Genomic DNA, 23,972 nt, shown 5'->3' with positions numbered 1-23,972 from the left:
GCTCATGAAAAAAGATAAAAAAATAGTGGTTACCTTATTAATTATAGTGATATTAACAGTATTTACTCCTCTTTTTATTTTAAAAAATGCAAAATTTGGTGGTTCTGATAATGCAGGTAGTACAATGATAGAAAATATAAATAATGAGTATGAACCATGGTTTACTCCTATTTTAGAAAAAGCAATAGGAGGAGAGTTACCTGGAGAGGTAGAAAGTTTATTTTTCTGTCTTCAAACAGCTATAGGAGTTGGAATTATAGCTTTTTATATGGGAAGAATGTATGAAAGAAAAAGATTAGGAAAAGAAGAAGAAGATTTATAATATTTTATTTTCATGGTTTTAGAAAATTGTGTAAAAATTAAATAAAAAATGCAAAAACAAAACTTTTAAATCTTTTTTTGCGTCAAAAAGTAAAATTTATACATTGATTAATTGGATTAAAAGGAGGTATGATTATGGGACTAATGACAAGAGAACAATATCAAAATAGCATAAGAGCAAGAAAGCCTATGAATGTTTGGTTTTTAGGAGAAAAAATAGAAGACTTGACTACATATCCTGTATTATCTGCTAGTTTTAATGCAATATCTAAGGTATATGAATTACAAAGTAATCCTAGTTGGAAAGATTTAATAACTGTTAAATCTCATTTAAACGGAGAAGATGTAAGTATTTATAATGCACCATTAAGTTCTCCAGAAGATGCCAATAGAAAAACAAGAGCAGCTAGAGCATTGGCTGAAGTTATAGGATGTTGTACTCATCGTTGTACAGGTTCAGAAGCTTTTGCTGGTTTAGGACCATGTACTTATGATATGGACCAAGATTTAGGTACTAATTATTTTGATAGATTTATGAAATTTTTAGATTATGTTCAAAAGAATGATTTAACTTGTACAGTTACAGTTACTGATGTAAAAGGATTGAGAACTTTACCACCACATAAACAACCAGATAGAAATTCTTATGTTCATATTGATGAAATAAGAGATGATGGTATTATAATTAGTGGATATAAATGTAATCAAACTGGTATTTTGTTTGCACATGAAATTATTATAGTACCTACAACAGCTATGCAACCAGAAGATAAAGACTTTGCTTTAGCTTGTGCTATACCAGCCGATTCTCCAAACATCACTTTTGTTTTAGGACGTACTCCTCAAGATAAAAGATTTTTTGAAATAGGTGGAGATATTGAAGGTATAGATTTAGGTAAAAAATATGCTGACCATCAAGCAATGGTTTATTTTGATAAAGTATTTGTACCTAATGAAAGGGTATTTATGTGTGGAGAAACAAAATATGTTGGCCGTCTTTTAAGTTATTTTACAGCTGTTCACCGTTTAACTGCTGGTGGATGTAAAGCTGGTGGATGTACAGCTCTTTGTGGAGCTGCAAGTTTAATAACCGAGATGGTAGGAGTTCAAAAAGCTGGACATATAAAAACAAAACTTACAGAAATGGCTATGATTGCTGAAACTGTATATGCTTTATCAATAGCTTCAGGAATTGAAGGATTTAAACATCCAAGTGGTTTCTGGATTCCTAATCCATTATTATCTCATACATGTAAATATACATGTACAAAAATACCATTTGATGCTGTTCGTTATGCTAGAGATATTATTGCTGGTTTTGGAGAAACAGCTCCTTCAGAGTTTGATATGCGTTCACCAGAAATTGGAGAAATTTGTAGAAGGGCTTTCAATCCTGGAAATCCAGAATATGATTCATTTGATAGATTAAGAGCAGTTCGTTTTATAGAACATATGGTTAGAGGTTCAAACTGGACAGCAATGGCTCTTCATGGTGGAGGAAATCAAGAAGCTTCTACAGTAATGGCTCGTTCATTTACAGATTGGAAACATCTTCAAAATATAGCTAAAAGTGCTTGTGGAATTACAAAAGATGGAGATAAATATGATGAAATTATAAATGATATAGGAAGAAGAAATGGGCGTATTTGTACTATAGGAGATTTACCTAAAAGTGATAAATAGTTAAAAATTAAAATTATTTTATAAATATAAAAATAGAGAATTAATTTAGAATAATAAAAATTTTATGATTTAGAAATAAAAGGATTGTTATAATAAGTATCCTATTACTTAGATATTTAAGAATTTTAGGTACATTAAAATAACAATCCTTTTTTTTATAAAATATTAATAAAAATCCAAATGATAGTATAAATTATAACAAAAATTAAGAAAAATTTTATAGATTTTTTTAAGTCCCATTTATTAAATTCTACTAAGGAACACTTATTGTAGATTTCTTTGTTATAATAAACTTCAATTTTTTCACCAATATTTTTTTTAGAATATTGGAATAAACCTGATTCTAAGGTTTGAACTTTCTTTTTTTCTTTTTTATTTCCAATTTCAATTATCAGTCTTTTTAGAGGAGTAACTTCAACAATTTTTCCTGTAAGTTTTTCTCCAGCTCTAATTTTATTTCTCCTTTTCATATTTTGAAAAATAAATATTAATAATATTATAAAAAAGATTATTTCTAAGATTTCCCACATATTTTCCCCTTTATTTTAAATTATTTTTTAAATTTTCATAAGCTTTAAAAATATTAGCTATTTGGACTTTTACTCCAACCTTAATAGCATTTTCATCTATCATAAATTTATCATTATGTAATGGTTCACAAGCACCAATACTTTCATTTCTAATACCTAAATAAAAGAAAGCTCCAGGTACTCTTTCGAGATAATAAGAAAAATCTTCTGCTCCCATTTCTGAATATTTTTTAGTAATAACATTTTCTTTTCCTAAAACTTCATTTCCAACTTCTTTAACAATATCTACATATTCATCATGATTTATTAAAGCATTATAACTATTTCTAAAATTAACAATAGCTGTAGCTCCATATCCTTTTGCTACAAATTCAGCCATTTCTTTGATTCTTTGTTTATTGTATTCTCTACTTTCAGTAGAAAGAGTTCTTAAAATTCCTGTAACTTCAACTTCTCCAGCAACTATATTTTCTTTTGTTCCACCATTAATAGTACCAAAAGTTATAACTACAGATTCTCTAGCATCTGTATTTCTTGAAACAATAGATTGAATAGAACTAATAATTTGAGCTGTAGTAACTATAGCATCAACCCCCTCACTTGGAAAAGCTCCATGAGTACTTTTTCCTATAACTTTTATTTTTACTCCACAAGAAGAGGCAAACATAGGCCCATATTTAATTCCTATACTTCCAACATTTACAAAAGGGTCAACATGAAGTCCAAATATAGCATTTACATTTTTTAAAACTCCATCCTCTATCATGGGAAGAGCTCCACCAGTAGTTTCTTCTGCTGGTTGAAAAATAAGTCTGATATTACAAGGAATTTCATCTTTTATTTCTGATAAAATTTTGGCTACTCCTAATAAAACTGTGTTATGAACATCATGACCACAGGCATGCATTTTTCCAATATGCTCAGATTTAAATTCAAAATCATTATTTTCTAATATTGGTAAAGCATCAATATCTCCTCTTAAAGCAATAGTAATAGAAGAATCTTTTCCAGGGATATCAGCTACAATTCCACTTTTTCCAATATTTGTTTTATAATTTATATTAAGTTCATCTAAAGTTGAAGAAATATATTTTATTGTTTTTGGTAAATCAAAATCTAACTCAGGAATTTTATGTAAATCTCTTCTAACTTTTATAAACCAATCATTATATTTATCTATATTATTTAAAATTATATTATTCATAAAAACCTCCATAAATTAATTAATAAGAATTATAGCAAAAAAAAATCTATAAAACAATAAAAATTATAAAAAATAAATTTATATAATATATAGTTTAAGATATAAAATTTATATTTTATTTTTTATAGAAATTGTTATAAAATGACAACAATAAAATAGGAAACGGATTGAGGAGCAAATGACAAAAGTAATTATGTTGAGTTACCTAACTTTGAGATATAATGAAAGGGGATTTTGCCGAAATCTAAAAATTATAGGGAGGATTTTTAGGTTGGGAATATGGAGAATATCCATATAACTGTCATTGATATTCAATGTTGTGCTTTCTGTTGTGTTATTCATTGTTGTGATACTAAAAATAAATTATATTATCTCAAAATGAAATATAAACCAACAGATAAGTCTGTTGGTTTTTTATTTTAAAATGAAAAAGGAGATAATATATGAGAGTAGTATTAAAATATGGTGGTTCTAGTGTAGCAACTATTGAAAAAATTAAAGCGATAGCTGAATATATAGTGAACTTAAAGAAAACAAAATATAATGAAATTATAGTTGTTGCTTCAGCAATGGGAAAAACAACAAATGCCCTTATTGCTATGGCAAAAGAAATCTCTGATTCACCAAATCAAAGAGAATTAGATTCTCTTTTATCTACAGGGGAACAACAAACAGTTTCTTTATTATCAATGGCTATAAATTCTTTGGGACAAAAAGCTGTATCATTAACAGGGTATCAAGCTAATGTAAAAACTGTAGGAGTTCATACAAAAAGTAAAATCAAAAATATTGATACAGAAAAAATAGAAGAATATTTAAAAGATAATAATGTTGTTATAGTAGCTGGATTTCAAGGAATAAATGACCATGGAGATATAACCACATTAGGAAGAGGAGGGTCAGACACAAGTGCTGTTGCCTTAGCTGCTTCTCTAAAATGTGAATGTAGAATATATACAGATGTTGAGGGAATTTATAGTGTTGACCCAAGACTTTATAAAAATGCTAAATTTTTAGATAAAATTTCTTATGAAGAAATGATGGAAATGGCTAATCTTGGAGCTGGAGTAATGGAGACAAGAGCTGTGGAAATTGGTAAAAAATATAATATTCCTATTTTTGTTGGAAAAACTTTAAGTGAGACAGGAGGAACTTGGATAATGGATATGAATGATGTTTTAGAGGATAAATTAGTAACAGGAATTAGTATAACAAAAGAGATAATAGTAACAACTCTTTCAAATATTAATTATTCTAGTGAAAAAATAGCAAAAATATTTACAATAATTAATGAAGTGGGATTAAATATAAATATGATTTCTCAAAATGTTTCAAATGACAATAAAGCTAAAATATCATTTAGCTGTGTAGAAGGAGAAAAATATTTATTAGACCAAGCTATTGAAAGAATAAAGATGGAATTACCTTGTATAGAGTTAGGATATAATGATAACTTATCAATGATTTCAATAGTAGGTGTAGGAATGATAAATAACTCTGGAGTATCTGGTAAATTCTTCTCAGCTTTAAGTAGAGCAGGAATAAATTTTTATCAAGTAACAACATCAGAGATAAGTGTTTCATGTAGTATAGAAAGAAAAGATATAAATAAAGCAGTAGAAGTAGTAGCAGAAGAATTTAATTTATAGAGAATAATTTGAGGAGGATAAATATGAGAGTTGCTATTGTAGGAGCTACAGGATTAGTAGGAAGTACATTTTTAAAAGTTTTAGAGGAAAGAGATTTAGGAATAACAGAGTTATATTTATTTGCTTCAGCAAGAAGTGCTGGTAAAAAAATAACTTTTAGAGGAAAAGAATATACAGTAGAAGAATTAACAGAAAATAGTTTTGATAGAGGAATTGATATAGCTCTATTTTCAGCTGGTGGAGATATAAGTAAAAAATATGCCCCAATAGCAGCTTCAAAAGGATGTTTAGTAGTTGATAACTCTTCAGCCTGGAGAATGGATCCAGAAGTTCCATTAGTTGTACCAGAAGTTAATAAAGAGGCAGCATTTACAAATCATGGAATTATAGCAAATCCAAACTGTTCAACAATTCAATGTATGGCTCCATTAAAAGCTTTAGCTGAAAAATATGGATTAAAAAGAGTAATATACAATACATATCAAGCTGTATCAGGTACAGGACAAAAAGGTGTAGAGGATTTACAAAATGGATTAAAAGGATTAGCTCCTAAAGTATATCCTCATCAAATTGTAAATAACTGTTTACCACATATAGATGTATTTATGGATAATGGATATACAAAAGAAGAGATAAAAATGATAAATGAAACAAGAAAAATATTAGAACTTCCAGATTTACCTGTAACAGCTACTTGTGTAAGAGTTCCAGTTATAAATTCTCACTCAGTATCAATTACAGCTGAGCTTAATAGTGAATTTGATATAGAAGATGTAAAAAAAGTTATTGGTGAGTATGAAGGAATAATATTAGTGGACAATCCTAAAAATAATGAATATCCTTTAGCTACTGAAGCTAGTGGACAAGATAAAGTTTTAGTAGGAAGAATAAGAAGAGATTTCAGTACAGAAAATAGTGTAAACTTATGGACTGTGGCTGACAATATAAGAAAAGGAGCAGCTACTAATGCTGTTCAAATAGCCGAATTATTTAGAGATATAAAAAATAAATTAGCTTAAGGAGAAAAAAATGTCAATTTTTACAGGTTCAGGGGTAGCCCTAGTAACACCATTTACAAATGATAATCAAGTAAATTATAAAAAATTAGAGGAATTATTAGAATTTCATGTAGAAAATAAAACTGATGCTATAGTTGTAGTTGGAACTACAGGAGAAGCTTCAACAATGACAGAGGAAGAGAGATTAGAAGTTATAAAATTCACTGTAGAAAAAATTAATAAAAGAATACCAGTAATAGCTGGAACAGGTTCTAACTGTACAAAAACTGCTGTGGAATTTAGTAAAAAAGTTGAAGAATTAGGCGTAGATGCTCTATTAGTAGTTACTCCTTACTATAATAAAGGAAATGAAAATGGAATATATGAACACTATAAATCAATAGCCTCAGTTGTAAAATTACCAATAATATTGTATAATGTACCTGGTAGAACTGGTGTAAACTTATCTATAAATCTTTTAAAAAGATTAGCTTGTATTGAAAATATTGTAGCTATAAAAGAGGCTAGTGGAAATATGTCTTATACTACAGAAGTAGCAAGACAAGTTCCAGAACTTGATATATATTCAGGAAATGATGATTTAACAGTTCCTATTTTATCAGTAGGAGGAAAAGGAGTGATATCTGTATCAGCTAATATTATTCCTGAAACTATTCATAATATGGTAATGAGCTTTTTAAAAGGTGATATAAAAGAAGCTTGTAGATTACAACTAGGATATAATGAATTATCTAATGGAATGTTTATAGAAACAAATCCAGTTCCTGTAAAAGAGGCAATGAATTATTTAGGATATGAAGTTGGTCAATGTAGATTACCTCTAGGAGAAATGTATCAAGAAAATAAAGAAAAATTATATGGAATAATAGAAAGACATGAGGTAAAAAAATGGAGTTAATTATACATGGAACAGGAGCTATGGGAACAGTAGTTTCAGACTTAGCTTTTCAAGATAAAGAGATAAAAATTACAGGTTTTGCTGATGAACTTACAACAGAAAAAGGAGATGTCATTATAGATTTTTCTCATTTTTCTAGATTAGAAAGTTTATTAAATTATTCAGAAAAAAATAGAATTCCTTTAGTAATAGCTACTACAGGATACTCTGATGAAGTTTTAGAAAAAATAAAAGAAACTTCTAAAAAAATTCCTATCTTAATATCTTCTAATATGTCTTTAGGTGTAAATTTAATGCAAGATATATTAGAAAGGATAGTTCCAATTTTATATGGAAATTATGATATAGAACTTATAGAAAAACATCATAATAAAAAAGTTGACTCTCCTAGTGGAACAGCAAAAACTATGTTAGAAGTTATAGAAAAAGGTTGTTCTGAAAAAATGGAAAGAGTTTATGGAAGAGAAGGAATTAAAAAAAGAGAAGAAAATGAAATAGGAGTTCATGTTGTTAGAGGTGGAACAATAGTTGGAGAACATTCTGTTTTATTTTGTGGAAATGATGAAATAATAGAGATAAAACATACAGCTCTTTCTAAAAAAATATTTGGAATGGGAGCTATTAAAGCTGCAAAATTTCTTGTAGGAAAAGAGCCAGGTCTTTACAGCATGAAAGATATATTTAGTAATTTATAATTAGGAGGACAGATGAACGGAGTAAATACAGCAGAAGAAATAATAGCATTTATAAAAAATTCTACTAAAAAAACACCTGTTAAAGCTTATATAAACGGAGAATTAAATAATTTAGAAACTTCAGCTAAAGTTTTTAAAGGTGATGGTTCTTATATAATTATAGGAGAATCAACAGAAATAGAAAAAATATTAGAAAATAATAAAAAAACTATAAAAGATGTATATATAGAAAATGACAGAAGAAATTCTGGAGTTCCTATGCTTGATATAAGAAATATCAATGCTAGAATAGAGCCAGGAGCAATAATAAGAGATAAAGTTACAATAGGTGACAATGCAGTTATAATGATGGGAGCAGTTATTAATATAGGAGCTATTATTGGAGATGGAACAATGATAGATATGGGAGCTGTATTAGGAGGAAGAGCTACTGTTGGAAAAAATTGTCACATAGGAGCAGGAGCTGTATTAGCTGGAGTAGTTGAACCACCTTCAGCAACACCTGTTATAGTAGAAGATGGAGTTTTAATTGGAGCTAATGCTGTTGTTATAGAAGGTGTTAGAATTGGAAAAGGAGCTGTTGTTGGAGCAGGGGCTGTAGTAATAGAAGATGTACCAGCAGGAGCTGTAGTAACAGGGAATCCAGCTAGAGTTATAAAAACTGTTGATGAAAAAACATTAGAAAAAACTCAATTAGTTGATGATTTAAGAAAATAAAAAACAAAATGTAGGAGGAGTTTTATTTATGGTAATAAACCAGAATGTAGCAAAACTTAAGTATTCTTTAATCAGATTACTTAATGAAGAATCTAGAAAATATAAAAATTCTATTGATTTAACTATAGGAGAACCAGATATACTTACAGAAAAAGGAATAGTAGAAGACGCTTGTAATTATGCTTTAACACATAAATTAGGTTATCCACCAACAGGAGGAGGGCCAGAAATTAGAAAAACTATTGCAGATTATTATAATAAAAAATATGGAAGCTCATTTGTAGCTGATAATGTAATAGTTAATGTTGGAGCTTCAGAAGCTATATCTTCATGTTTTAGAGCACTTTTAAATGTGGATGATGAAGTAATTGTTTTTGTTCCATTTTATGCTGGATATCTACCAATGATAGAAATGTGTTATGCTAAACCTGTATTTGTTGACATATCTAAAACAGACTTCAAAGTAACACCAGAACTTTTAGAAAAATATATTACAGATAAAACAAAAATAGTTTTATTCTGTAACCCTTGTAATCCATCTGGAAATGTAATGGATTATGAAGAAATAAATAATATTATTAATTATTTAGCTAATAAAGATATATTTGTAGTAGCTGATGAAATTTATAGTGAACTTTCTTTTGGTAAATTTACATCATTTGCAAGTTTTGATAAAATAAAAGATAAGTTAATAATAATAAATGGATTTTCAAAATCTCACTCAATGACAGGATGGAGAATAGGTTATACAATATTACCATTAGAATATAGAAAACCATTCTTAAATACAACATTATTTACTTTAAGTTCACCAATGGCTGTATCAATAGCAGCAGCTGAGTCAGCTTTAACAAAATATTCTGATAGGTCACATGTAAGAAAAATCTATAAAGAAAGAGCTGAATTTATGGCTGAAGGACTTTCTAAATTAGGATTTAAAGTTGTAAAACCTAAAGGAGCTTTCTATATATTTGCTGATTATTCAAGTATATCAGATTTAAACTCTTTTGATTTTGCAATGGATGTATTAAAAGAAGTTCAAGTAGCTTTAGTACCTGGAATATCTTTTGGACTAGAAAATTATTTTAGAATTTCTTTAGTTTCTGAAATTGATAGGTTAGGAGTAGCTTTAGAAAGATTAAAAACATATGTAGAAAATCATAAAAAATAATTTTAAATATCTTGAATAAAAATAATTTTTTTGATAAAATTATCTATGGAAAATAAAAAATGAGGATACTCAAAGGAGTAATCCTTATTTTTTTTGAATAATAAAATTTAGGAGAAAAAATGAGTAAAATAAAAATAAAATCTTTGGTATCTTTAACAATCCCTATTTTTTTAGAATTACTTCTTGTAACTATAGTAGGAAATATAGATACTATAATGTTAAAACATTATAGTGATGCTGCTGTAGGAGCTGTAGGGGGAATAAGTCAAGTTTTAAATATTCAAAATGTTATTTTTGGGTTTGTAAATTTGGCTACTACTATTCTTTGTGCTCAATTTATAGGAGCTAAAAATAAGAAAAAGGTTCAAGAAGTAATAACAGTTTCTTTAATAGTAAATTTAGTATTAGGTTTATTATTAGGAGGAATATATTTTGGATTTTCACAATTTATTTTAGAGAAAATAAAATTACCTTTAGAGCTTATAGGAATAGGTAAAACTTATTTTAAATTAGTTGGTGGAATGTGTATATTTCAAGCTGTGACTCTTACTTGTGGAGCTGTGATGAAAAGCCATGGAAATCCAAAGCAAATGTTATTTGTAAATATGGGAGTAAATTTATTAAATATTTTTGGTAATGGAATGTTTATTTTTGGTTGGTTTGGAATGCCAATATTAGGACCTACAGGAGTTGGAATATCTACAGTAGTTTCAAGGGCTATTGGTTGTGTGGTAGGATTTTTAGTTATGAGTCACTATTGCAAATTTAAGTTTAGAAAAAAATTCTTAAAACCATTTCCATTCCATGTAATAAAAAATATTTTATCAATAGGTATTCCAACAGCTGGTGAAAATTTAGCTTGGAATGTAGGACAACTTATAATAATGTCAATGATAAATACTATGGGAACAGTTATGATAACTTCTCGTACTTATTTAATGCTTTTAGCTAATTTTATAATGACATTTTCTATAGCATTAGGACATGGAACAGCTATTCAAGTAGGACAACTTGTAGGGGCTGGAGAAACAGATGAAGCATATAAAAAATGTTTTAGAAGCTTATATATTTCAATATTTTTAGCTTTTGTTGTAACAGTTATAGTATGGGCTATGAGAAGTCAAATAATGAGAATATTTACAGATAATCAGGAGATTTTAGAAGCTTCTTTAAAAGTTTTTCCACTTATGATAGTTTTAGAAGTAGGAAGGGTTTTTAATATAGTAATAATAAATTCACTTCATGCAGCTGGAGATATAAAATTTCCAATGTTTATGGGAATAATATTTATTTTTATAGTAGCAGTTCCTTTTTCATATATTTTTGGTTTAAAATTAGGTTGGGGACTTGTAGGAATTTGGGTAGCCAATGCAGCTGATGAATGGTTTAGAGGAATAGCAATGTTACTTAGATGGAAAAGTGGAAAGTGGAAAGATAAAAAATTTATATAAAAAATTAAAAAACAAAAAGGGTTATTACAATATTTTTAGTAACAACCCTTTATTTTTATACAAATTTTGCTAATACACCATTTAAAAATTCAGAAGATTTAGTGTCTCCATATTTTTTAGCAAGTTCAACAGTTTCATTTATAACTATTTCTTTAGGAGTATTTTCATAAGAAAGTTCATATACAGCACCTTTTAAAAGAGCCTTTTCAATGTTTCCTATTCTTTCAAAACTCCAACCTTCCATAGTATTTTCAATTTTTTTAAGTATTTCATCAGAATGTTCAGAAATACCTAAAGCATATTTTTTTATAAAATTTAAAGATTCTTCACTAATTTCTATTTCTTCTTCAGAAACTCTTTTTAAAAAAGAATTAAAAATTTCATTTAAAGAAGTTTCTTTTAATTCTGCTTCAAATATTAATTTGAATAATTGCTCTCTAGCAGCTTTTCTAGTCATTTTTACCCCTTTATATTAATTTGTATCTATTTTGTTAAGTAAATTTGTTAGCATATTTTTTAGTTTTACTATTATATTTTTATTATCCATATCTCCAAAGTGATATCCAATAATAGTCATTACAACAATAAAAATTGTAGAGAATAAACCGAAAGCAATAAATAATATGGAGATTACAAAAAATACTGCTCCCCAAAATATTTTCTTTCTATTTTCTATTAAAGAATATATAAATTCTTCAAGCATTTAATCACCCCACAAATTTTTATTCATTAATTACTTTGATTTTTTATAGAAACTTTAGAAATTTTAATTTCTACTATTTGAATTTCAAGTTCTAATCTTCTAAATAATTCATCTTTAACTTTTTGTTGAATTTCAGAACTTTTTTCAGCAATACTTCTTTGAGTATTCATATCTATAAAAAGAGTTACTTTATAATGTCTACCTTTTTTACCACAAGAAATTTTAAGATTTTTAATTTCAGTATCATCTTCTAAAGTTTCTTTGATTATACTTTTAATAGATTCTGTAGATACTAATACTTCTCCATGAGAACTTGTAATAGAGTAGCCTTTAGTTCGTGAGAAAAGAGTGATAAATCTAAATAAAGAAATAATAAAGTAAACTATAGAAATAGTTAAAATAAAAGTATTTCCAATAAGAGTATTTATATTAAATGATACTAAAAATTCAGGACTTACTATGTAAATAATTCCAAACATAGATAATAAGAATATTCCAATCCATGCAAAGAAAAATATAATATTTTTTATCATAAAATCACGTCCTTTTAAAATTATTCTATTTCTCCAGCTGTTTCATTTTCTTCTTTAGCATTTTTGTCATCTTCAATTTTAATATCTTGTACGAAAACATTAACTTCAATAACTTTTAAAGCAGTTAAACGAGAAACAGATTCTAAAACAGATTCTTGAACTTTTTTAGCAACTTCAGATATAGGATATCCATGTTTAATGATGATGAAAGTATCTATACTACATTCTTTTTCTCCAACTTCTACTTTAATCCCATTAACTCCTCTTTTTTTACCAAGAATTTTACCAAACTCATCAGCTACTCCACCAGCTAATCTATATACACCTTCAACATCTTCTGTAGCTTTTGCTGCTATAGTTTTTACAACGTCATCAGCAATTTTTATATTTCCTAAGTTACTCATAGTAAATCCTCCTTTAATTTATTGTATTTTATAGTTATTATTCGTTGTTATAAACCAAATTCCTTTTCAATAAATGCAGTAGTTATATTTCCTTTTAAATAGTTTTCATTTTTTAAAACTTTTAAATGGAATGGAATAGTTGTTTCAACTCCTTCAATAACAAATTCTTTAAGAGCTCTTTCCATTCTAGCTATTGCTTCATCTCTGTCCATACCAAAAGTAATAAGCTTTCCTATCATAGAATCATAGTAAGGAGAAATTTCGTACCCTTGATAAGAATGAGAATCAACTCTTATACCAATTCCTCCAGGAACAACATATTTAGTTATAACTCCGGGACAAGGAATGAAACCATTCTCAGTATCTTCAGCATTTATTCTACATTCAATAGCATGTCCATAAGGAATAATATCTTCTTGAGATATATTTAATCTATCTCCTTCAGCTAAACTTATTTGTAATTTTATTATGTCTAAACCAGTAACAGCTTCAGTAACAGTATGTTCTACTTGAATTCTTGTGTTCATTTCCATAAAATAAAAATTATTTTGGTCATCAACAAGGAATTCTAATGTACCAGCTGAATCATATTCAATAGACTTAGCTAATCTTACAGCAGCTTCTCCCATAGCTTTTCTAACTTTTTCAGGAAGTCTGAAAGATGGAGATTCTTCTATAAGTTTTTGGTTTCTTCTTTGAATAGAACAGTTTCTTTCTCCAAGATGAATTATATTTCCATGTTTATCTCCAACAACTTGAATTTCAATATGTTTTGGATTTTCAATATATTTTTCTACAAAAACATCTGGATTATTAAAAGCAGCTTCAGCTTCATTTTGAGCAGCGACAATATTTTTTTCAAGTTCTTTATCATTTCTAGCTATTCTCATTCCTTTACCACCACCACCAGCAGTGGCTTTTATCATTACAGGATATCCTATTCTTTCATGAATTTCTTTTTTAGCTGCTTCGATATCAGTTATAATTCCAGTACCATTAGTTACAGGAACATTATTTTCAATAGCTTTTTGTCTAGCTGTAGCTTTATCTCCCATTTGTTTTATACATTCATGGTTAGGTCCTACATAAATAAGATTATGTATTCTACAAATTTTTGCAAATCTATAGTTTTCAGCTAAAAATCCATAACCAGGATGTATAGCATCAGCTCCCGTTATTTCAGCAGCTGCTATAATATTAGGTATTTTTAAGTAAGAATCAATAGCTGGAGCTGGTCCAATACATACAGCTTCATCAGCCATTTTTACATGAAGACTATTTTTATCAGCTTCTGAATAAACAGCAACTGTTTTAATTCCTAATTCTTTAGCAGCCCTTATAATTCTAACAGCAATTTCCCCTCTATTAGCAATAAGTAATTTTTTCAATTTGTTTCCTCCATAACTTTAATTCAATATTAATCAAGAACTTTTTTTAATTTTATTAGATTTTTTCCATAATCAGTTATTTCACCATTTTTAAGAAGTATTTGTTCAACATAACCAGCAACTTCTGATTTTATAGGAGTTTTAATTCCCACAGTAGATACAAATCCAATAGTTTGACCTATTTTTATATTTTGACCAACAGAAATTAAAGGAACACCTGTTTTATCATAGAAGAAGAATTTTCCAATATTATTTGATTTTATATAAATAAAATCATCATCTTCTTTAGAAAATTCTTCAATTATTTCTTCTTGTTCAACAATTTCTTCAACAATAATATCTTTTTTTACTTTTATTTTTAAATCTTTATCTTGAAAATCTATTTCTGATAATTCATTTTTATTCAATATATCAATTAGATTATCAATTAAAATATTGTCTTTTTCCACGACTCCTCCTATAAATTTTAAAATAAAATCTCTCATTATTTTATCACAAATGAATATAAGTATCAACTTAATTATCTAAATTTTAGGCATCCTTCACCAAATAAAGAATTAATTTCTTCAATAAAATTTAAAGAAATCGTAATTTTAAAATTAGAAGGTTTTACTTCTTTTTTAGTATTAGTCTTAATAGCAAAAAATATAGGAATATCCCCAATGTGTTTTTTTAAAATTGATTTTAATTTAGGAAAAATTTCTTTATTTTCTTCTTTCAATAGAATATATCCTTTTAAAAATTTTTCATTTAAAATATCTTCTATAAATAAAATTTTTTTAGCAATAATTTTTTTACTTTCATTTCCATTGAAATAATCAGTTTGAATGTTTCCAATAATACAAACTTTATTTCCTTCTAAAAAATTATTTTGATATTCAGAAAAATTTCTAGGAAAAATAATACCAGAAATGCTTCCAGTAAAATCTTCAACTTCAAAGGCTCCCATAATTTCTCCAGAATTTTTTGTAACAATTTTTTTTATATTTCTTAAAATACCAAAAATTTTAATTTCTTTATTGTCATTTTCAGATTTTAAGTTTTTAATATCCTCCTTGTCAAAAGAATTTATAAGCTTAGAATATTTATCTAAAGGATGTCCACTAAAATAAAATCCAAGGACTTCTTTTTCTTTTTCCAATTTTTCATCTAAAGAAAAATCAGGAGAATTTATAAGAGAAAAAGAATTTATAGTAGATTTTGCCTCTCCAAAAAGATTCATTTGTTGAATTTCATCCTCTTTTAAAACTTTGTTGGCATAATCTATAGTTTTAGTAAGTGACATTAATTTTTCATTTCTATTTCCAGGTAAAATATCAGTAGCCCCAGAGAAGATAAGAGCTTCTAAAGTCTTTTTATTAACTCCATAAGCCTTTGTTCTTATTACAAAGTCTTCAAAAGTTTTGTAATCTCCATTTTCTTCCCATTCTTTTTTTATATTTTCAGCTACCTTTTCTCCAACATTTTTTATAGCTGAAAGAGAAAAGATAATTTTATCATCTTTCACAATAAATTTTGATTCAGCTTTATTAATATTTGGAAGTTCTATTTTTATTCCATGTTTTTTAGCATCTTGTAAATAAAGAGCAATATCTTCTATATCTTTCATCTCGGAAGTCATTAAAGCAGCATAATAATATTTTGGATACATTACTTTAAAAAAGGCTGTCCAATAGGCAACTAAAGCATAAGCAGCTGAATGAGATTTATTAAATCCATAACCAGCAAATTTATAAATTAAATCAAAAATTTCACTGGCAATTTCTTCTGAATAACCTTTTTTCAATGAACGATTAATAAATTTTTCTCTATTTTCATTCATTATATTAAATTTTTTCTTTCCCATTGCCCGTCTAAGTAAATCAGCTTCTCCTAAAGTATAATCAGCCATACGATTGGCAATACTCATAACTTGTTCTTGATAAAGAATAACTCCATAAGTTTCTTTTAAAATATCTTCTAATGAGTCATGAGGATATTTTATTTGTGATATTCCATTTTTACAATTTATAAAATCATCAACCATTCCAGAACCTAAAGGTCCAGGTCTATAAAGAGCAAGTAAGGCTATAATATCTTCAAATTTATCTGGTTTAAGTTTTGTTAAAATTTTTCTAATTCCAATAGACTCTAATTGGAATACTCCTAAAGTATCTCCAAGTGATAACATTTGATAAATTTCTTTTATATCAAGTGGAATATCAGAAAGTTTTATATCTATATTTAAATCTTTTTTTATATAATCTATAGTTCTTTGAATATTCGTAAGATTACGAAGTCCTAAGAAATCCATTTTAAGAAGTCCTAGTTCTTCTAACTCTTTCATCTGATATTGTGTAGCTATAACAGAATCTTTATCTTGATATAAAGGGACTGTTTCATCTAAAGAATCTTTAGTGATAACTATACCAGCAGCATGAATAGAAGAATGTCTTACTTTATTTTCTAATTTTTTTGAAAAATCTACAACTCTTTTTATCTGAGAATCAGTTTGATATAAATCATGAAATTCTTGAATTTCCTCTAATGATTCTTTAATAGTATAATTGAAAGGAATAAGTTTAGCTGCTTTATCAATTTTGGAAATTGGAACATCTAATACTCTTCCTATGTCTCTTATGGCAGCTCTTGCTTTTAAAGTTCCAAATGTGATAATTTGTGCAACTTTATCATGACCATATTTATCTGTTACATAATCTATTAACTCTTGTCTTCTTTCTTGACAAATATCAATATCAATATCTGGCATAGATATTCTTTCAGGATTTAAAAATCTTTCAAAAATTAAATGATATTTTAAAGGGTCTAACTCTGTTATTTTAAGTGCATAAGCAACTAAACTTCCAGCTGCCGAACCTCTTCCAGGTCCAATAGGAATATTATTAGTCTTAGCAAAATTAATAAAATCCCACACAACTACAAAGTATTCAGAATATCCCATATTTTTTATAACTGATAATTCATATTCAACTCTATTTAAAATAGTATCAGAAAGTCCTAGAGGATATCTTTCTTCTAATCCTTTATAAACTAAATTTTTTAAATAATCGTAAGTAGAAGAAAATTCTTTTGGAATTTCATAATAAGGAAACTTAAATTTTCCAAATTCAATAGATAAATTACAACGATTAGCAATTTCTTCTGTATTATTAATAGCTTCGATATATTCTTCTCCCAAAGAATCTATCATCTCTTGACGACTTTTAAAAAAAAGTTCATCAGTATCAATTTTCATTCTTTTTTCATCAGAAATTTTTGTTCCTGTTTGAATACAAAGTAAAATATCTTGTAAAACTTCCTCACCTTTATTGACATAGTGAGTATCATTTGTAGCTACAATTTTTAAATTAAACTTTTGAGCTATACTTAATAATTTTTTATTAAGTTCTTTTTGTTCTTGAAAACCATTACTTTGAACTTCAATATAAAAATTTTCTTTTCCAAAAATATCTATATATTCTTTAACAGAATTATTTATTTTTTCTTCATCTTCATTGTCTAAAATTTTTCTTGAGATTTCTCCCTGCATACAAGCTGAAAGAGCAATAACTCCTTCACTATGTTCTTTTAAAAATTTTTTATCTACTCTAGGCTTATAATAAAAACCTTTTGTATAAGCAAAAGAACTTATTTTCATAAGATTTTTATATCCTATATTATTCATAGCAAGTAATACAAGATGAAATATTTTTCCCTCTTTAGATTCTATACCAAACTCAGCTATATAAGTCTCTATTCCAATGATAGGTTTAATACCATTAGAAATTGCTTTTTGATACATTTCAATAGCTCCAAACATATTTCCATGGTCAGTTATACCTATACTTTTCATTTTTAAATCTTTTGCTTTTTTAATATACTCTTCTATTTTTCCTACTCCATCAAGAAGACTATATTCAGTATGTAGATGTAAATGAACAAAGTTTTTTTCCATAACGTACCTCCTTAATGGATTATATTTCTTAATAAATATTATACAGGAAAATAATTGATTATTCTATAAAAATATTCTATAAAAGTAAAAAAATATGGTATAATTTCAGTATTAAGAATAAAGAGGAGAAGTGATAATTTTGGAAATGCAAGAACTTTTAGATGAATTATATTCTTATTCATTACATGGAATAAAATTAGGTTTAGAAAATATACAAAAAATTTGTGAAGCATTAGGAAATCCACAAAATAACTATAAAATTATCCATATTACAGGAACCAATGGAAAGGGTTCGACTTCTACAATAATAGAAACAGTTCTTTTAAAAGCAGGTTATTCTGTTGGAAAATATACTTCTCCACATATTTTAAAATTTAATGAAAGAATAAGAGTAGATGGAGAAGATATATCAGATAAAGATATATCAGAAATTTATAAAATAGTTAAAGAAAAAATAGAAGAATTAAAAATAACTCCAACATTTTTTGAAGTAACTACCGCAATGATGTTTTTATATTTTTCTAGAAAAAAAATAGAATATGCCATCTTAGAAGTAGGAATGGGAGGAAGATTTGATGCTACTAATGTTGTTCAATCAGATATAGCTATAATAACAAATGTTTCTTTAGACCATATAGAATATTTAGGAAAAACTATTTATGAAATTTCTAGAGAAAAAGCTGGAATTATAAAAGAGAAAAGTTATGTAATAATAGGCGATAATCAAGAAGATTTTCTTAAAGCAATAAAAGAAAAAACAGAAAATTTTGTAGATGTTATTGAAAAATATAAATCTGTAGATTATAAATTAAATTTTGAAAAGTTTAATACAGATATTTTTTTAGAAGATAAAAAATATCAACTTTCATTATTTGGCGATTATCAAGTAAAAAATTTTTTATGTGCTTATGAAGCTTTATGTAAATTAGAAGTTCCGAAGTCTATAATAGAAGAAGCAATAAAAGAAGTTATTTGGCAATGTAGATTTGAAGTTTATAGAAAAAATCCTATTACTATTTTAGAAGGAGCTCATAATATAGATGGAATAAAAAATTTAAAACAAATAATAGAAAAAGAGTATTTGAAAGATGAGGTTGTTCTTATTGTATCAATATTAAAAGATAAAAAAATAAAAGAAATGTTAAAGGTTTGTCAGGAAATGAGTAATAATATAATTTTAACTTCTTTAAAAGAAAATCCTAGAGGATTATCAGCTAAAGAACTTTATGATTATTCAGATAAAAATAAAGTTTTTATATCAATAGAAGATATGCAAGAAGCTTATACTTATGCAAAAAGTTTAAATAAAAAAATAATAATAGTTTGTGGTTCTTTTTATACATGTGAAAAATTTAAAAAGGAAGTGGAATTATGTTAAAAATTTTAAAACCAATATTTTTCTTCGTAGCAAATACAATAATAGGAATTGCTGTTTGTTTTTTATTTTATAAAGAATTTTCTTATTTATTTGAGATAAATAATATTGTAAATAAAACAACTAATAAGACTGAGAAAGTTACTCTTTCTTTTCTTGATAATAGTAAAATAATAAGAGAAATAAAAATAGATAAATCAAAATAACTAGGAGGAAAAAGTGTTAGATGAACCAAAAATAGTTACTCTTAGAGATATAATAGAACATTTTAATTTAGAAGTTTTAGTAGATGGAGATTTGGATCAAAGAATATATATGAATGAAATTCATAGAGTTGGATATGAATTTACAGGATTTTTTGTTGATAAAGAAGAATTAAAAAGGTCCGTTCATGTAATGGGACATAGAGAAAGTGAATATTTATTAAGACTATCTTCAGAAGAGAGACATAAAATTTTAGATAGATATTTTTCACATAAATTTCCTGCTCTTATTTTAAGTTGTAAAACAAAATATATAGAAAGTATTTTAGAAAGGGCTAAGATTTATAATAAGGTGGTTTTAAGAACTAAAAATAGAACTACAGAGTTTATAAGAGACTTTAACAATCTTTTAAGAAATATTTTAGGAAGAGAAACAATAATTGATGATGCTATTTTATTGGATATTTATGGAATGGGTGTATTAATTAGAGGAGAAAAGGACCTTAAAATTGGTGTTACTATAGAGTTAATTGAAAGAGGACACAAATTTATAAGTGATAAAAATATTTTAGTTAAAGAAACTGATAGAGGTTTAATAGGGATTAATACAAGAGCTAAAGTACAACCAGAGAGAGATTATTATCTTTTAATGGGAGAAGACCAAGAAGATATAAACCTTACATTAAATTTTGGAATTATTTCCAATGAGATGAGAAAAAGAATAGAACTAATAATAGATTTAGAATATTGGGATGAAAAAAGGTTTTATGATAGATTGGGAGTAGATGAAGTATTTGAATATATTTTAGACCACCCAATTAAAAAAATAACTTTACCAGGTAGAAAAGGTAGAAATTTAGCTGTTGTTATAGAAACAGCTACTATAGATTCTCGTCTAAGATTAATGGGTGTTAATTCTGCAAAATATTTTATGGAAGAGTCACAAAGAATTATAAAAGAGAAAAGAGAAAGAAAAAAAAGAGGAGAAAATATGGAAGAAAAAAAAGTTTCTATGGAAGAATTTATAAAATTTAATCCACTAGAAATATTATATGGAGAAGAGTATTTAAAAGAAAATTATATAACTTCAACAAGTATAACAAGACCAGCAATGGCTCTTTCAGGATTTTTTAATCTAGAAGAAGAAATATATGAAAATAAAGGATTACAACTTATTACCTCAGTAGAACTTGAATATTTAAAAAGATTACCTCAAGAAAAGAGAGATGAAAATTTAAAAAAATATTTTTCATATAATTTTCCAGGAATAATAATTTGTGGAGACCTAAATATACCAGAAGATTTTAAAGAGTTAGTAAGAGAAAATAAAAAAATAGTGTTAAAATCTCCTGAAAGCAATCCTTCAAGAATTATAGCAAGTTTAAATACATACCTTGAACAACGCTTAGCAGATACTTTAACAGTTCATGGAGTATTTTTAGAAATGTATGGCTTTGGAATTTTATTAACAGGTAGAAGTGGTATTGGTAAAAGTGAAACAGCTCTTGAATTAATTCATAGAGGGCATAGATTAGTGGCAGATGATTTAGTGAAGTTTAGAAAAAGTGCTGATGGAGTTGTTGTAGGTACAGCTTCTAAATTACCATTTTTTATGGAAATTAGAGGTTTAGGGATAATTGATATAAAAACTCTTTATGGAATGAGTTCTGTTGTTTTAAGTAAAAATATAGAAGCTATAATAGAGATTAAAGAACAAGAATCAGATGATTATTTAACAAGAGTAAATTATTCTACAGGAAAAGATAAAATTTTAGATAAAGAGGTCTATAAAGCTGAGATTTATATGTCATCAGGTAGAAATGCTGCAGCAATGGTAGAAATAGTAGTTATGAATTTAATGGCTAAAAAATTAGGGCATAATCCAGAAAATTCTTATGAAAAATTAAAAAAAATATTAATGAAATAAAAAAATTTTGAAATTATAAAAAAATTAAGGTATAATATCAAAATAAAATTTTAATTTTCTTTTTAAAGAAAGGGGAAAAAACTTAATGTTTTTAGAAAAATTAGAAAAAAGTAAAAATATAATTATATCGTCTCATGTAAATCCAGATGGTGATTCAATAGGAAGTGGATTAGCTTTATATTGGGCCATAAAAAATAAATATCCTAAAAAAAATATAAGATATATAATAGAAGATAATGTTCCTTATAATTATAAATTTTTAAAAGGAGCAGATAAAATTGAAAAATATATTAATTTAAAAGATGAGCCTAAAGCAGATATTTTTATAGTTATAGATTCAGCAAATTTTAAAAGAATAGGTAGAGTTGGAGAATTTAAAAAAGATGCTTTTTTAGTAAATATTGACCATCATATAAGTAATTCAAATTTTGGAGATTATAATTTTGTTAAACAAAGTTCTTCTGCAAGTGAAGTTTTATATGAAGTTTTAACAGATATTTTAAAAATTGATATTGACAAAACTATAGCAGAATGTCTTTATGTGGGAATAACTACTGATTCTGGAAGTTTTCAATATGAAAGTACAACAAAGGAAACTTTTGAAGTTGCAAGCAAATTATTAGAAAAAGGAATTGATAAAGATAAGATTATAAATCATATTTATAAAAGTAGAACTTTAGGATATATGAAAGTTTTAGGACTAGCACTTTCTAAAATGAATATAATTAAAGAAAAAAAATTGGTATATTTTACTTTAAGTAGAGATTTTATAATTAAAGAGAATATTCAAAAAGATGAAACTGATGGTATTGTTGAAAAAATGTTAGAATATGTCGGATGTGAAGTGGCGTTATTTTTAAAAGAAGAAGAAAATGGAAAGATAAAAGGAAGTTTAAGAAGTAAAGAAAAAGTAGATGTAAATAATGTTGCAAGAATTTTTGATGGTGGAGGACATAAAAGAGCAGCAGGTTTTACTACAGATTTAATGGAAAAAGATATAATAATATCAATAATAGAAAGAGTATAGGAGTGATATCATGGATTGCGAAATAGCTTTTTTTAAACCAGAAAGATTTGAAGAATGTTTAAAATATGTAGGATACTTAAAAGAAAATAAGTATGTTCATATAAATTTAGCAGATGTAGAGGAAAATACTAAAAAAAGAATAATGGATTTTCTTAGTGGTGCTATGTTTATTCAAGAAGGAAAAATTATTTATTTAGGAGAAAATATTATTTGTACAGTTCCTAAAAATGGAAAATATTTCTTAGAATATGAAAATAAACTTTCTAAGAAAGATTATCCAGGTTCTTATGATGAAGAAGAAGAAATAATTCCAATATTTAGAAGATAAGAAAAATTTTAAATAAAACTAATTTTATAGGGTTATTATATTTAAATATAATAACTCTTTTTTATATATTTTAAGAAAATTATAATTTGATTTTTGATAAGAAACTAATAAATAAAATACTTTAAAAATAAAAAAATTTTAATAACAAGCAAAAATAGTTGAACAAAATATTAAAAAATATTACTTAAGTTTTTAATTTTATAAAATTATGGTTTATAAATATTTAATCTTAATATATTTGAAAAATTTTTCTCTTATATTAAAATAATTTTAAAGAAATTTTAGTAATATTAACTTTAAATTAATAATATAAGTTTTTGATATTAAAAAATATATTTAGAAATAATATTATTAAATTAAATATATTAATAATTATTTAATATTGTAAAATTATTTTTAAATAATTTAAAAATTTTAATGAATATTTTGAAAAGAAATATACTAAGAAAATAAAAAATAAAATAGAAAGTATTGAAAAATAAAGAAAAACTATAAATTCGTAAAAATAATAAAAAAATATGTTGACATATTTTAATTTCTAAGGTATAATTAATCTTGTCCGTGAGATACGGAACTAAGGACATTAACAACAGAATAGAGATATATGACAAGCAAACAACCATATTTTGGTGTTTAATAACGGTAAGTGTTGATAATTGACCTAGTCAATAAATATAAAGTTTTAATGAAGAGTTTGATCCTGGCTCAGGATGAACGCTGACAGAATGCTTAACACATGCAAGTCTACTTGAATTCACTTCGGTGATAGTAAGGTGGCGGACGGGTGAGTAACACGTAAAGAACTTGCCTTG

23 protein-coding genes, 1 rRNA gene and 1 riboswitch are annotated in these 23,972 nt (G+C 26.3%); of the genes, 15 read left to right on the top strand and 9 right to left on the bottom strand.

The features are described from left to right. Window positions 1–4 precede the first annotated feature (4 nt). Window positions 5–322, top strand: coding sequence for a cobalt ECF transporter S component CbiN (locus T364_RS0103295; protein WP_027128315.1), 318 nt, complete (start codon window positions 5–7; stop codon window positions 320–322). A gap of 134 nt (window positions 323–456) precedes the next feature. Beyond that, a complete protein-coding gene (locus T364_RS10395; RefSeq protein ID WP_051532629.1) occupies window positions 457–2,004 on the top strand; it encodes a 4-hydroxyphenylacetate 3-hydroxylase N-terminal domain-containing protein in 1,548 nt (515 codons plus the stop codon). Window positions 2,005–2,159: 155 nt separating this feature from the next. Here T364_RS10395 and T364_RS0103285 read toward each other — a convergent pair whose 3' ends face one another. Both T364_RS0103285 and T364_RS0103280 read right to left on the bottom strand, forming a co-directional pair. Continuing rightward, window positions 2,160–2,534: a hypothetical protein gene (locus T364_RS0103285; RefSeq protein ID WP_027128314.1), complete on the bottom strand. Its 375-nt coding sequence runs from the start codon at window positions 2,532–2,534 to the stop codon at window positions 2,160–2,162. Between the two features lie 10 nt (window positions 2,535–2,544). After that, window positions 2,545–3,738 (bottom strand): M20 metallopeptidase family protein, encoded by a 1,194-nt coding sequence (locus tag T364_RS0103280; protein WP_027128313.1) that lies wholly within the window; start codon window positions 3,736–3,738, stop codon window positions 2,545–2,547. Window positions 3,739–3,897: 159 nt separating this feature from the next. Next, window positions 3,898–4,071, top strand: a riboswitch (Lysine riboswitch). A 110-nt stretch (window positions 4,072–4,181) separates the two neighbouring features. On the opposite strand from T364_RS0103280, the gene T364_RS0103275 reads away from it, so the two are divergent. From T364_RS0103275 to T364_RS0103245, 7 genes are all read left to right on the top strand, one after another. Beyond that, a complete protein-coding gene (locus T364_RS0103275; protein WP_027128312.1) occupies window positions 4,182–5,387 on the top strand; it encodes an aspartate kinase in 1,206 nt (401 codons plus the stop codon). Window positions 5,388–5,410: 23 nt separating this feature from the next. Continuing rightward, window positions 5,411–6,406 (top strand): aspartate-semialdehyde dehydrogenase, encoded by a 996-nt coding sequence (locus tag T364_RS0103270; RefSeq protein ID WP_081775656.1) that lies wholly within the window; start codon window positions 5,411–5,413, stop codon window positions 6,404–6,406. 10 nt (window positions 6,407–6,416) lie between these two features. Continuing rightward, on the top strand, window positions 6,417–7,304 hold the full coding sequence (dapA, locus tag T364_RS0103265) for a 4-hydroxy-tetrahydrodipicolinate synthase (protein ID WP_027128310.1): 888 nt from the start codon (window positions 6,417–6,419) through the stop codon (window positions 7,302–7,304). Beyond that, window positions 7,295–7,999, top strand: coding sequence for a 4-hydroxy-tetrahydrodipicolinate reductase (dapB, locus tag T364_RS0103260; RefSeq protein ID WP_027128309.1), 705 nt, complete (start codon window positions 7,295–7,297; stop codon window positions 7,997–7,999). Before dapA ends, dapB begins: the two co-directional genes overlap by 10 nt. A gap of 12 nt (window positions 8,000–8,011) precedes the next feature. After that, a complete protein-coding gene (dapD, locus tag T364_RS0103255; protein ID WP_027128308.1) occupies window positions 8,012–8,716 on the top strand; it encodes a 2,3,4,5-tetrahydropyridine-2,6-dicarboxylate N-acetyltransferase in 705 nt (234 codons plus the stop codon). Window positions 8,717–8,744: 28 nt separating this feature from the next. Continuing rightward, window positions 8,745–9,887, top strand: a complete 1,143-nt coding sequence (locus T364_RS0103250) for a pyridoxal phosphate-dependent aminotransferase (protein ID WP_027128307.1) — start codon at window positions 8,745–8,747, stop codon at window positions 9,885–9,887. 119 nt (window positions 9,888–10,006) lie between these two features. Continuing rightward, on the top strand, window positions 10,007–11,338 hold the full coding sequence (locus T364_RS0103245; protein WP_027128306.1) for an MATE family efflux transporter: 1,332 nt from the start codon (window positions 10,007–10,009) through the stop codon (window positions 11,336–11,338). 55 nt (window positions 11,339–11,393) lie between these two features. On the opposite strand, the gene nusB is transcribed toward T364_RS0103245, so the two are convergent. The 7 genes from nusB to T364_RS0103210 all read right to left on the bottom strand — a co-directional run bounded on the left by nusB (window position 11,394) and on the right by T364_RS0103210 (window position 18,300). Next, entirely contained in the window at window positions 11,394–11,795 is a 402-nt protein-coding gene (gene nusB, locus T364_RS0103240; RefSeq protein WP_027128305.1) for a transcription antitermination factor NusB, read from the bottom strand. A gap of 15 nt (window positions 11,796–11,810) precedes the next feature. After that, entirely contained in the window at window positions 11,811–12,041 is a 231-nt protein-coding gene (locus tag T364_RS10390; RefSeq protein WP_051532628.1) for a DUF2273 domain-containing protein, read from the bottom strand. A 26-nt stretch (window positions 12,042–12,067) separates the two neighbouring features. Continuing rightward, window positions 12,068–12,574, bottom strand: coding sequence for an alkaline shock response membrane anchor protein AmaP (gene amaP, locus T364_RS0103230; protein WP_027128304.1), 507 nt, complete (start codon window positions 12,572–12,574; stop codon window positions 12,068–12,070). Window positions 12,575–12,594: 20 nt separating this feature from the next. Beyond that, window positions 12,595–12,978, bottom strand: a complete 384-nt coding sequence (locus T364_RS0103225) for an Asp23/Gls24 family envelope stress response protein (protein ID WP_027128303.1) — start codon at window positions 12,976–12,978, stop codon at window positions 12,595–12,597. Between the two features lie 47 nt (window positions 12,979–13,025). Continuing rightward, the gene (gene accC / locus T364_RS0103220) at window positions 13,026–14,366 is read right to left on the bottom strand and encodes an acetyl-CoA carboxylase biotin carboxylase subunit (protein WP_027128302.1); all 1,341 of its coding nucleotides are present in this window, start codon (window positions 14,364–14,366) and stop codon (window positions 13,026–13,028) included. 29 nt (window positions 14,367–14,395) lie between these two features. Next, a complete protein-coding gene (locus T364_RS0103215; RefSeq protein ID WP_027128301.1) occupies window positions 14,396–14,815 on the bottom strand; it encodes an acetyl-CoA carboxylase biotin carboxyl carrier protein in 420 nt (139 codons plus the stop codon). 71 nt (window positions 14,816–14,886) lie between these two features. Next, window positions 14,887–18,300, bottom strand: coding sequence for a DNA polymerase III subunit alpha (locus tag T364_RS0103210; protein WP_027128300.1), 3,414 nt, complete (start codon window positions 18,298–18,300; stop codon window positions 14,887–14,889). Window positions 18,301–18,439: 139 nt separating this feature from the next. On the opposite strand from T364_RS0103210, the gene T364_RS0103205 reads away from it, so the two are divergent. From T364_RS0103205 to T364_RS0103180, 6 genes are all read left to right on the top strand, one after another. Further along, window positions 18,440–19,678, top strand: coding sequence for a bifunctional folylpolyglutamate synthase/dihydrofolate synthase (locus T364_RS0103205; RefSeq protein WP_027128299.1), 1,239 nt, complete (start codon window positions 18,440–18,442; stop codon window positions 19,676–19,678). Then, window positions 19,672–19,881, top strand: a complete 210-nt coding sequence (locus T364_RS0103200) for a hypothetical protein (RefSeq protein WP_027128298.1) — start codon at window positions 19,672–19,674, stop codon at window positions 19,879–19,881. Before T364_RS0103205 ends, T364_RS0103200 begins: the two co-directional genes overlap by 7 nt. Window positions 19,882–19,894: 13 nt before the next feature. Continuing rightward, window positions 19,895–21,805: an HPr(Ser) kinase/phosphatase gene (gene hprK, locus T364_RS0103195; protein ID WP_051532627.1), complete on the top strand. Its 1,911-nt coding sequence runs from the start codon at window positions 19,895–19,897 to the stop codon at window positions 21,803–21,805. A gap of 85 nt (window positions 21,806–21,890) precedes the next feature. Beyond that, entirely contained in the window at window positions 21,891–22,832 is a 942-nt protein-coding gene (locus T364_RS0103190) for a DHH family phosphoesterase (protein WP_027128296.1), read from the top strand. 10 nt (window positions 22,833–22,842) lie between these two features. Continuing rightward, complete coding sequence (locus T364_RS0103185; RefSeq protein WP_027128295.1) at window positions 22,843–23,160, top strand: cell division protein SepF; 318 nt, start codon at window positions 22,843–22,845, stop codon at window positions 23,158–23,160. Window positions 23,161–23,842: 682 nt separating this feature from the next. Continuing rightward, window positions 23,843–23,972 (top strand): 16S ribosomal RNA (locus T364_RS0103180); the annotation flags it as partial.

The sequence above is a fragment of the Fusobacterium perfoetens ATCC 29250 genome, assembly GCF_000622245.1.
Classification (GTDB): Bacteria; Fusobacteriota; Fusobacteriia; order Fusobacteriales; family Fusobacteriaceae; genus Fusobacterium_B; species Fusobacterium_B perfoetens.
Note: the sequence above shows the minus strand (reverse complement) of the source record. Positions and strands in the feature narration are given on the sequence as shown.

What these genes read in the sequence shown, in the direction of transcription:
- T364_RS0103295 (WP_027128315.1), top strand. Translation starts at nt 5, where the DNA reads ATGAAAAAAGATAAAAAAATAGTGGTTACCTTATTAATTATAGTGATA.
- T364_RS10395 (WP_051532629.1), top strand. Translation starts at nt 457, where the DNA reads ATGGGACTAATGACAAGAGAACAATATCAAAATAGCATAAGAGCAAGA.
- T364_RS0103285 (WP_027128314.1), bottom strand. Translation starts at nt 2,534, where the DNA reads ATGTGGGAAATCTTAGAAATAATCTTTTTTATAATATTATTAATATTT.
- T364_RS0103280 (WP_027128313.1), bottom strand. Translation starts at nt 3,738, where the DNA reads ATGAATAATATAATTTTAAATAATATAGATAAATATAATGATTGGTTT.
- T364_RS0103275 (WP_027128312.1), top strand. Translation starts at nt 4,182, where the DNA reads ATGAGAGTAGTATTAAAATATGGTGGTTCTAGTGTAGCAACTATTGAA.
- T364_RS0103270 (WP_081775656.1), top strand. Translation starts at nt 5,411, where the DNA reads ATGAGAGTTGCTATTGTAGGAGCTACAGGATTAGTAGGAAGTACATTT.
- dapA (WP_027128310.1), top strand. Translation starts at nt 6,417, where the DNA reads ATGTCAATTTTTACAGGTTCAGGGGTAGCCCTAGTAACACCATTTACA.
- dapB (WP_027128309.1), top strand. Translation starts at nt 7,295, where the DNA reads ATGGAGTTAATTATACATGGAACAGGAGCTATGGGAACAGTAGTTTCA.
- dapD (WP_027128308.1), top strand. Translation starts at nt 8,012, where the DNA reads ATGAACGGAGTAAATACAGCAGAAGAAATAATAGCATTTATAAAAAAT.
- T364_RS0103250 (WP_027128307.1), top strand. Translation starts at nt 8,745, where the DNA reads ATGGTAATAAACCAGAATGTAGCAAAACTTAAGTATTCTTTAATCAGA.
- T364_RS0103245 (WP_027128306.1), top strand. Translation starts at nt 10,007, where the DNA reads ATGAGTAAAATAAAAATAAAATCTTTGGTATCTTTAACAATCCCTATT.
- nusB (WP_027128305.1), bottom strand. Translation starts at nt 11,795, where the DNA reads ATGACTAGAAAAGCTGCTAGAGAGCAATTATTCAAATTAATATTTGAA.
- T364_RS10390 (WP_051532628.1), bottom strand. Translation starts at nt 12,041, where the DNA reads ATGCTTGAAGAATTTATATATTCTTTAATAGAAAATAGAAAGAAAATA.
- amaP (WP_027128304.1), bottom strand. Translation starts at nt 12,574, where the DNA reads ATGATAAAAAATATTATATTTTTCTTTGCATGGATTGGAATATTCTTA.
- T364_RS0103225 (WP_027128303.1), bottom strand. Translation starts at nt 12,978, where the DNA reads ATGAGTAACTTAGGAAATATAAAAATTGCTGATGACGTTGTAAAAACT.
- T364_RS0103210 (WP_027128300.1), bottom strand. Translation starts at nt 18,300, where the DNA reads ATGGAAAAAAACTTTGTTCATTTACATCTACATACTGAATATAGTCTT.
- T364_RS0103200 (WP_027128298.1), top strand. Translation starts at nt 19,672, where the DNA reads ATGTTAAAAATTTTAAAACCAATATTTTTCTTCGTAGCAAATACAATA.
- T364_RS0103190 (WP_027128296.1), top strand. Translation starts at nt 21,891, where the DNA reads ATGTTTTTAGAAAAATTAGAAAAAAGTAAAAATATAATTATATCGTCT.
- T364_RS0103185 (WP_027128295.1), top strand. Translation starts at nt 22,843, where the DNA reads ATGGATTGCGAAATAGCTTTTTTTAAACCAGAAAGATTTGAAGAATGT.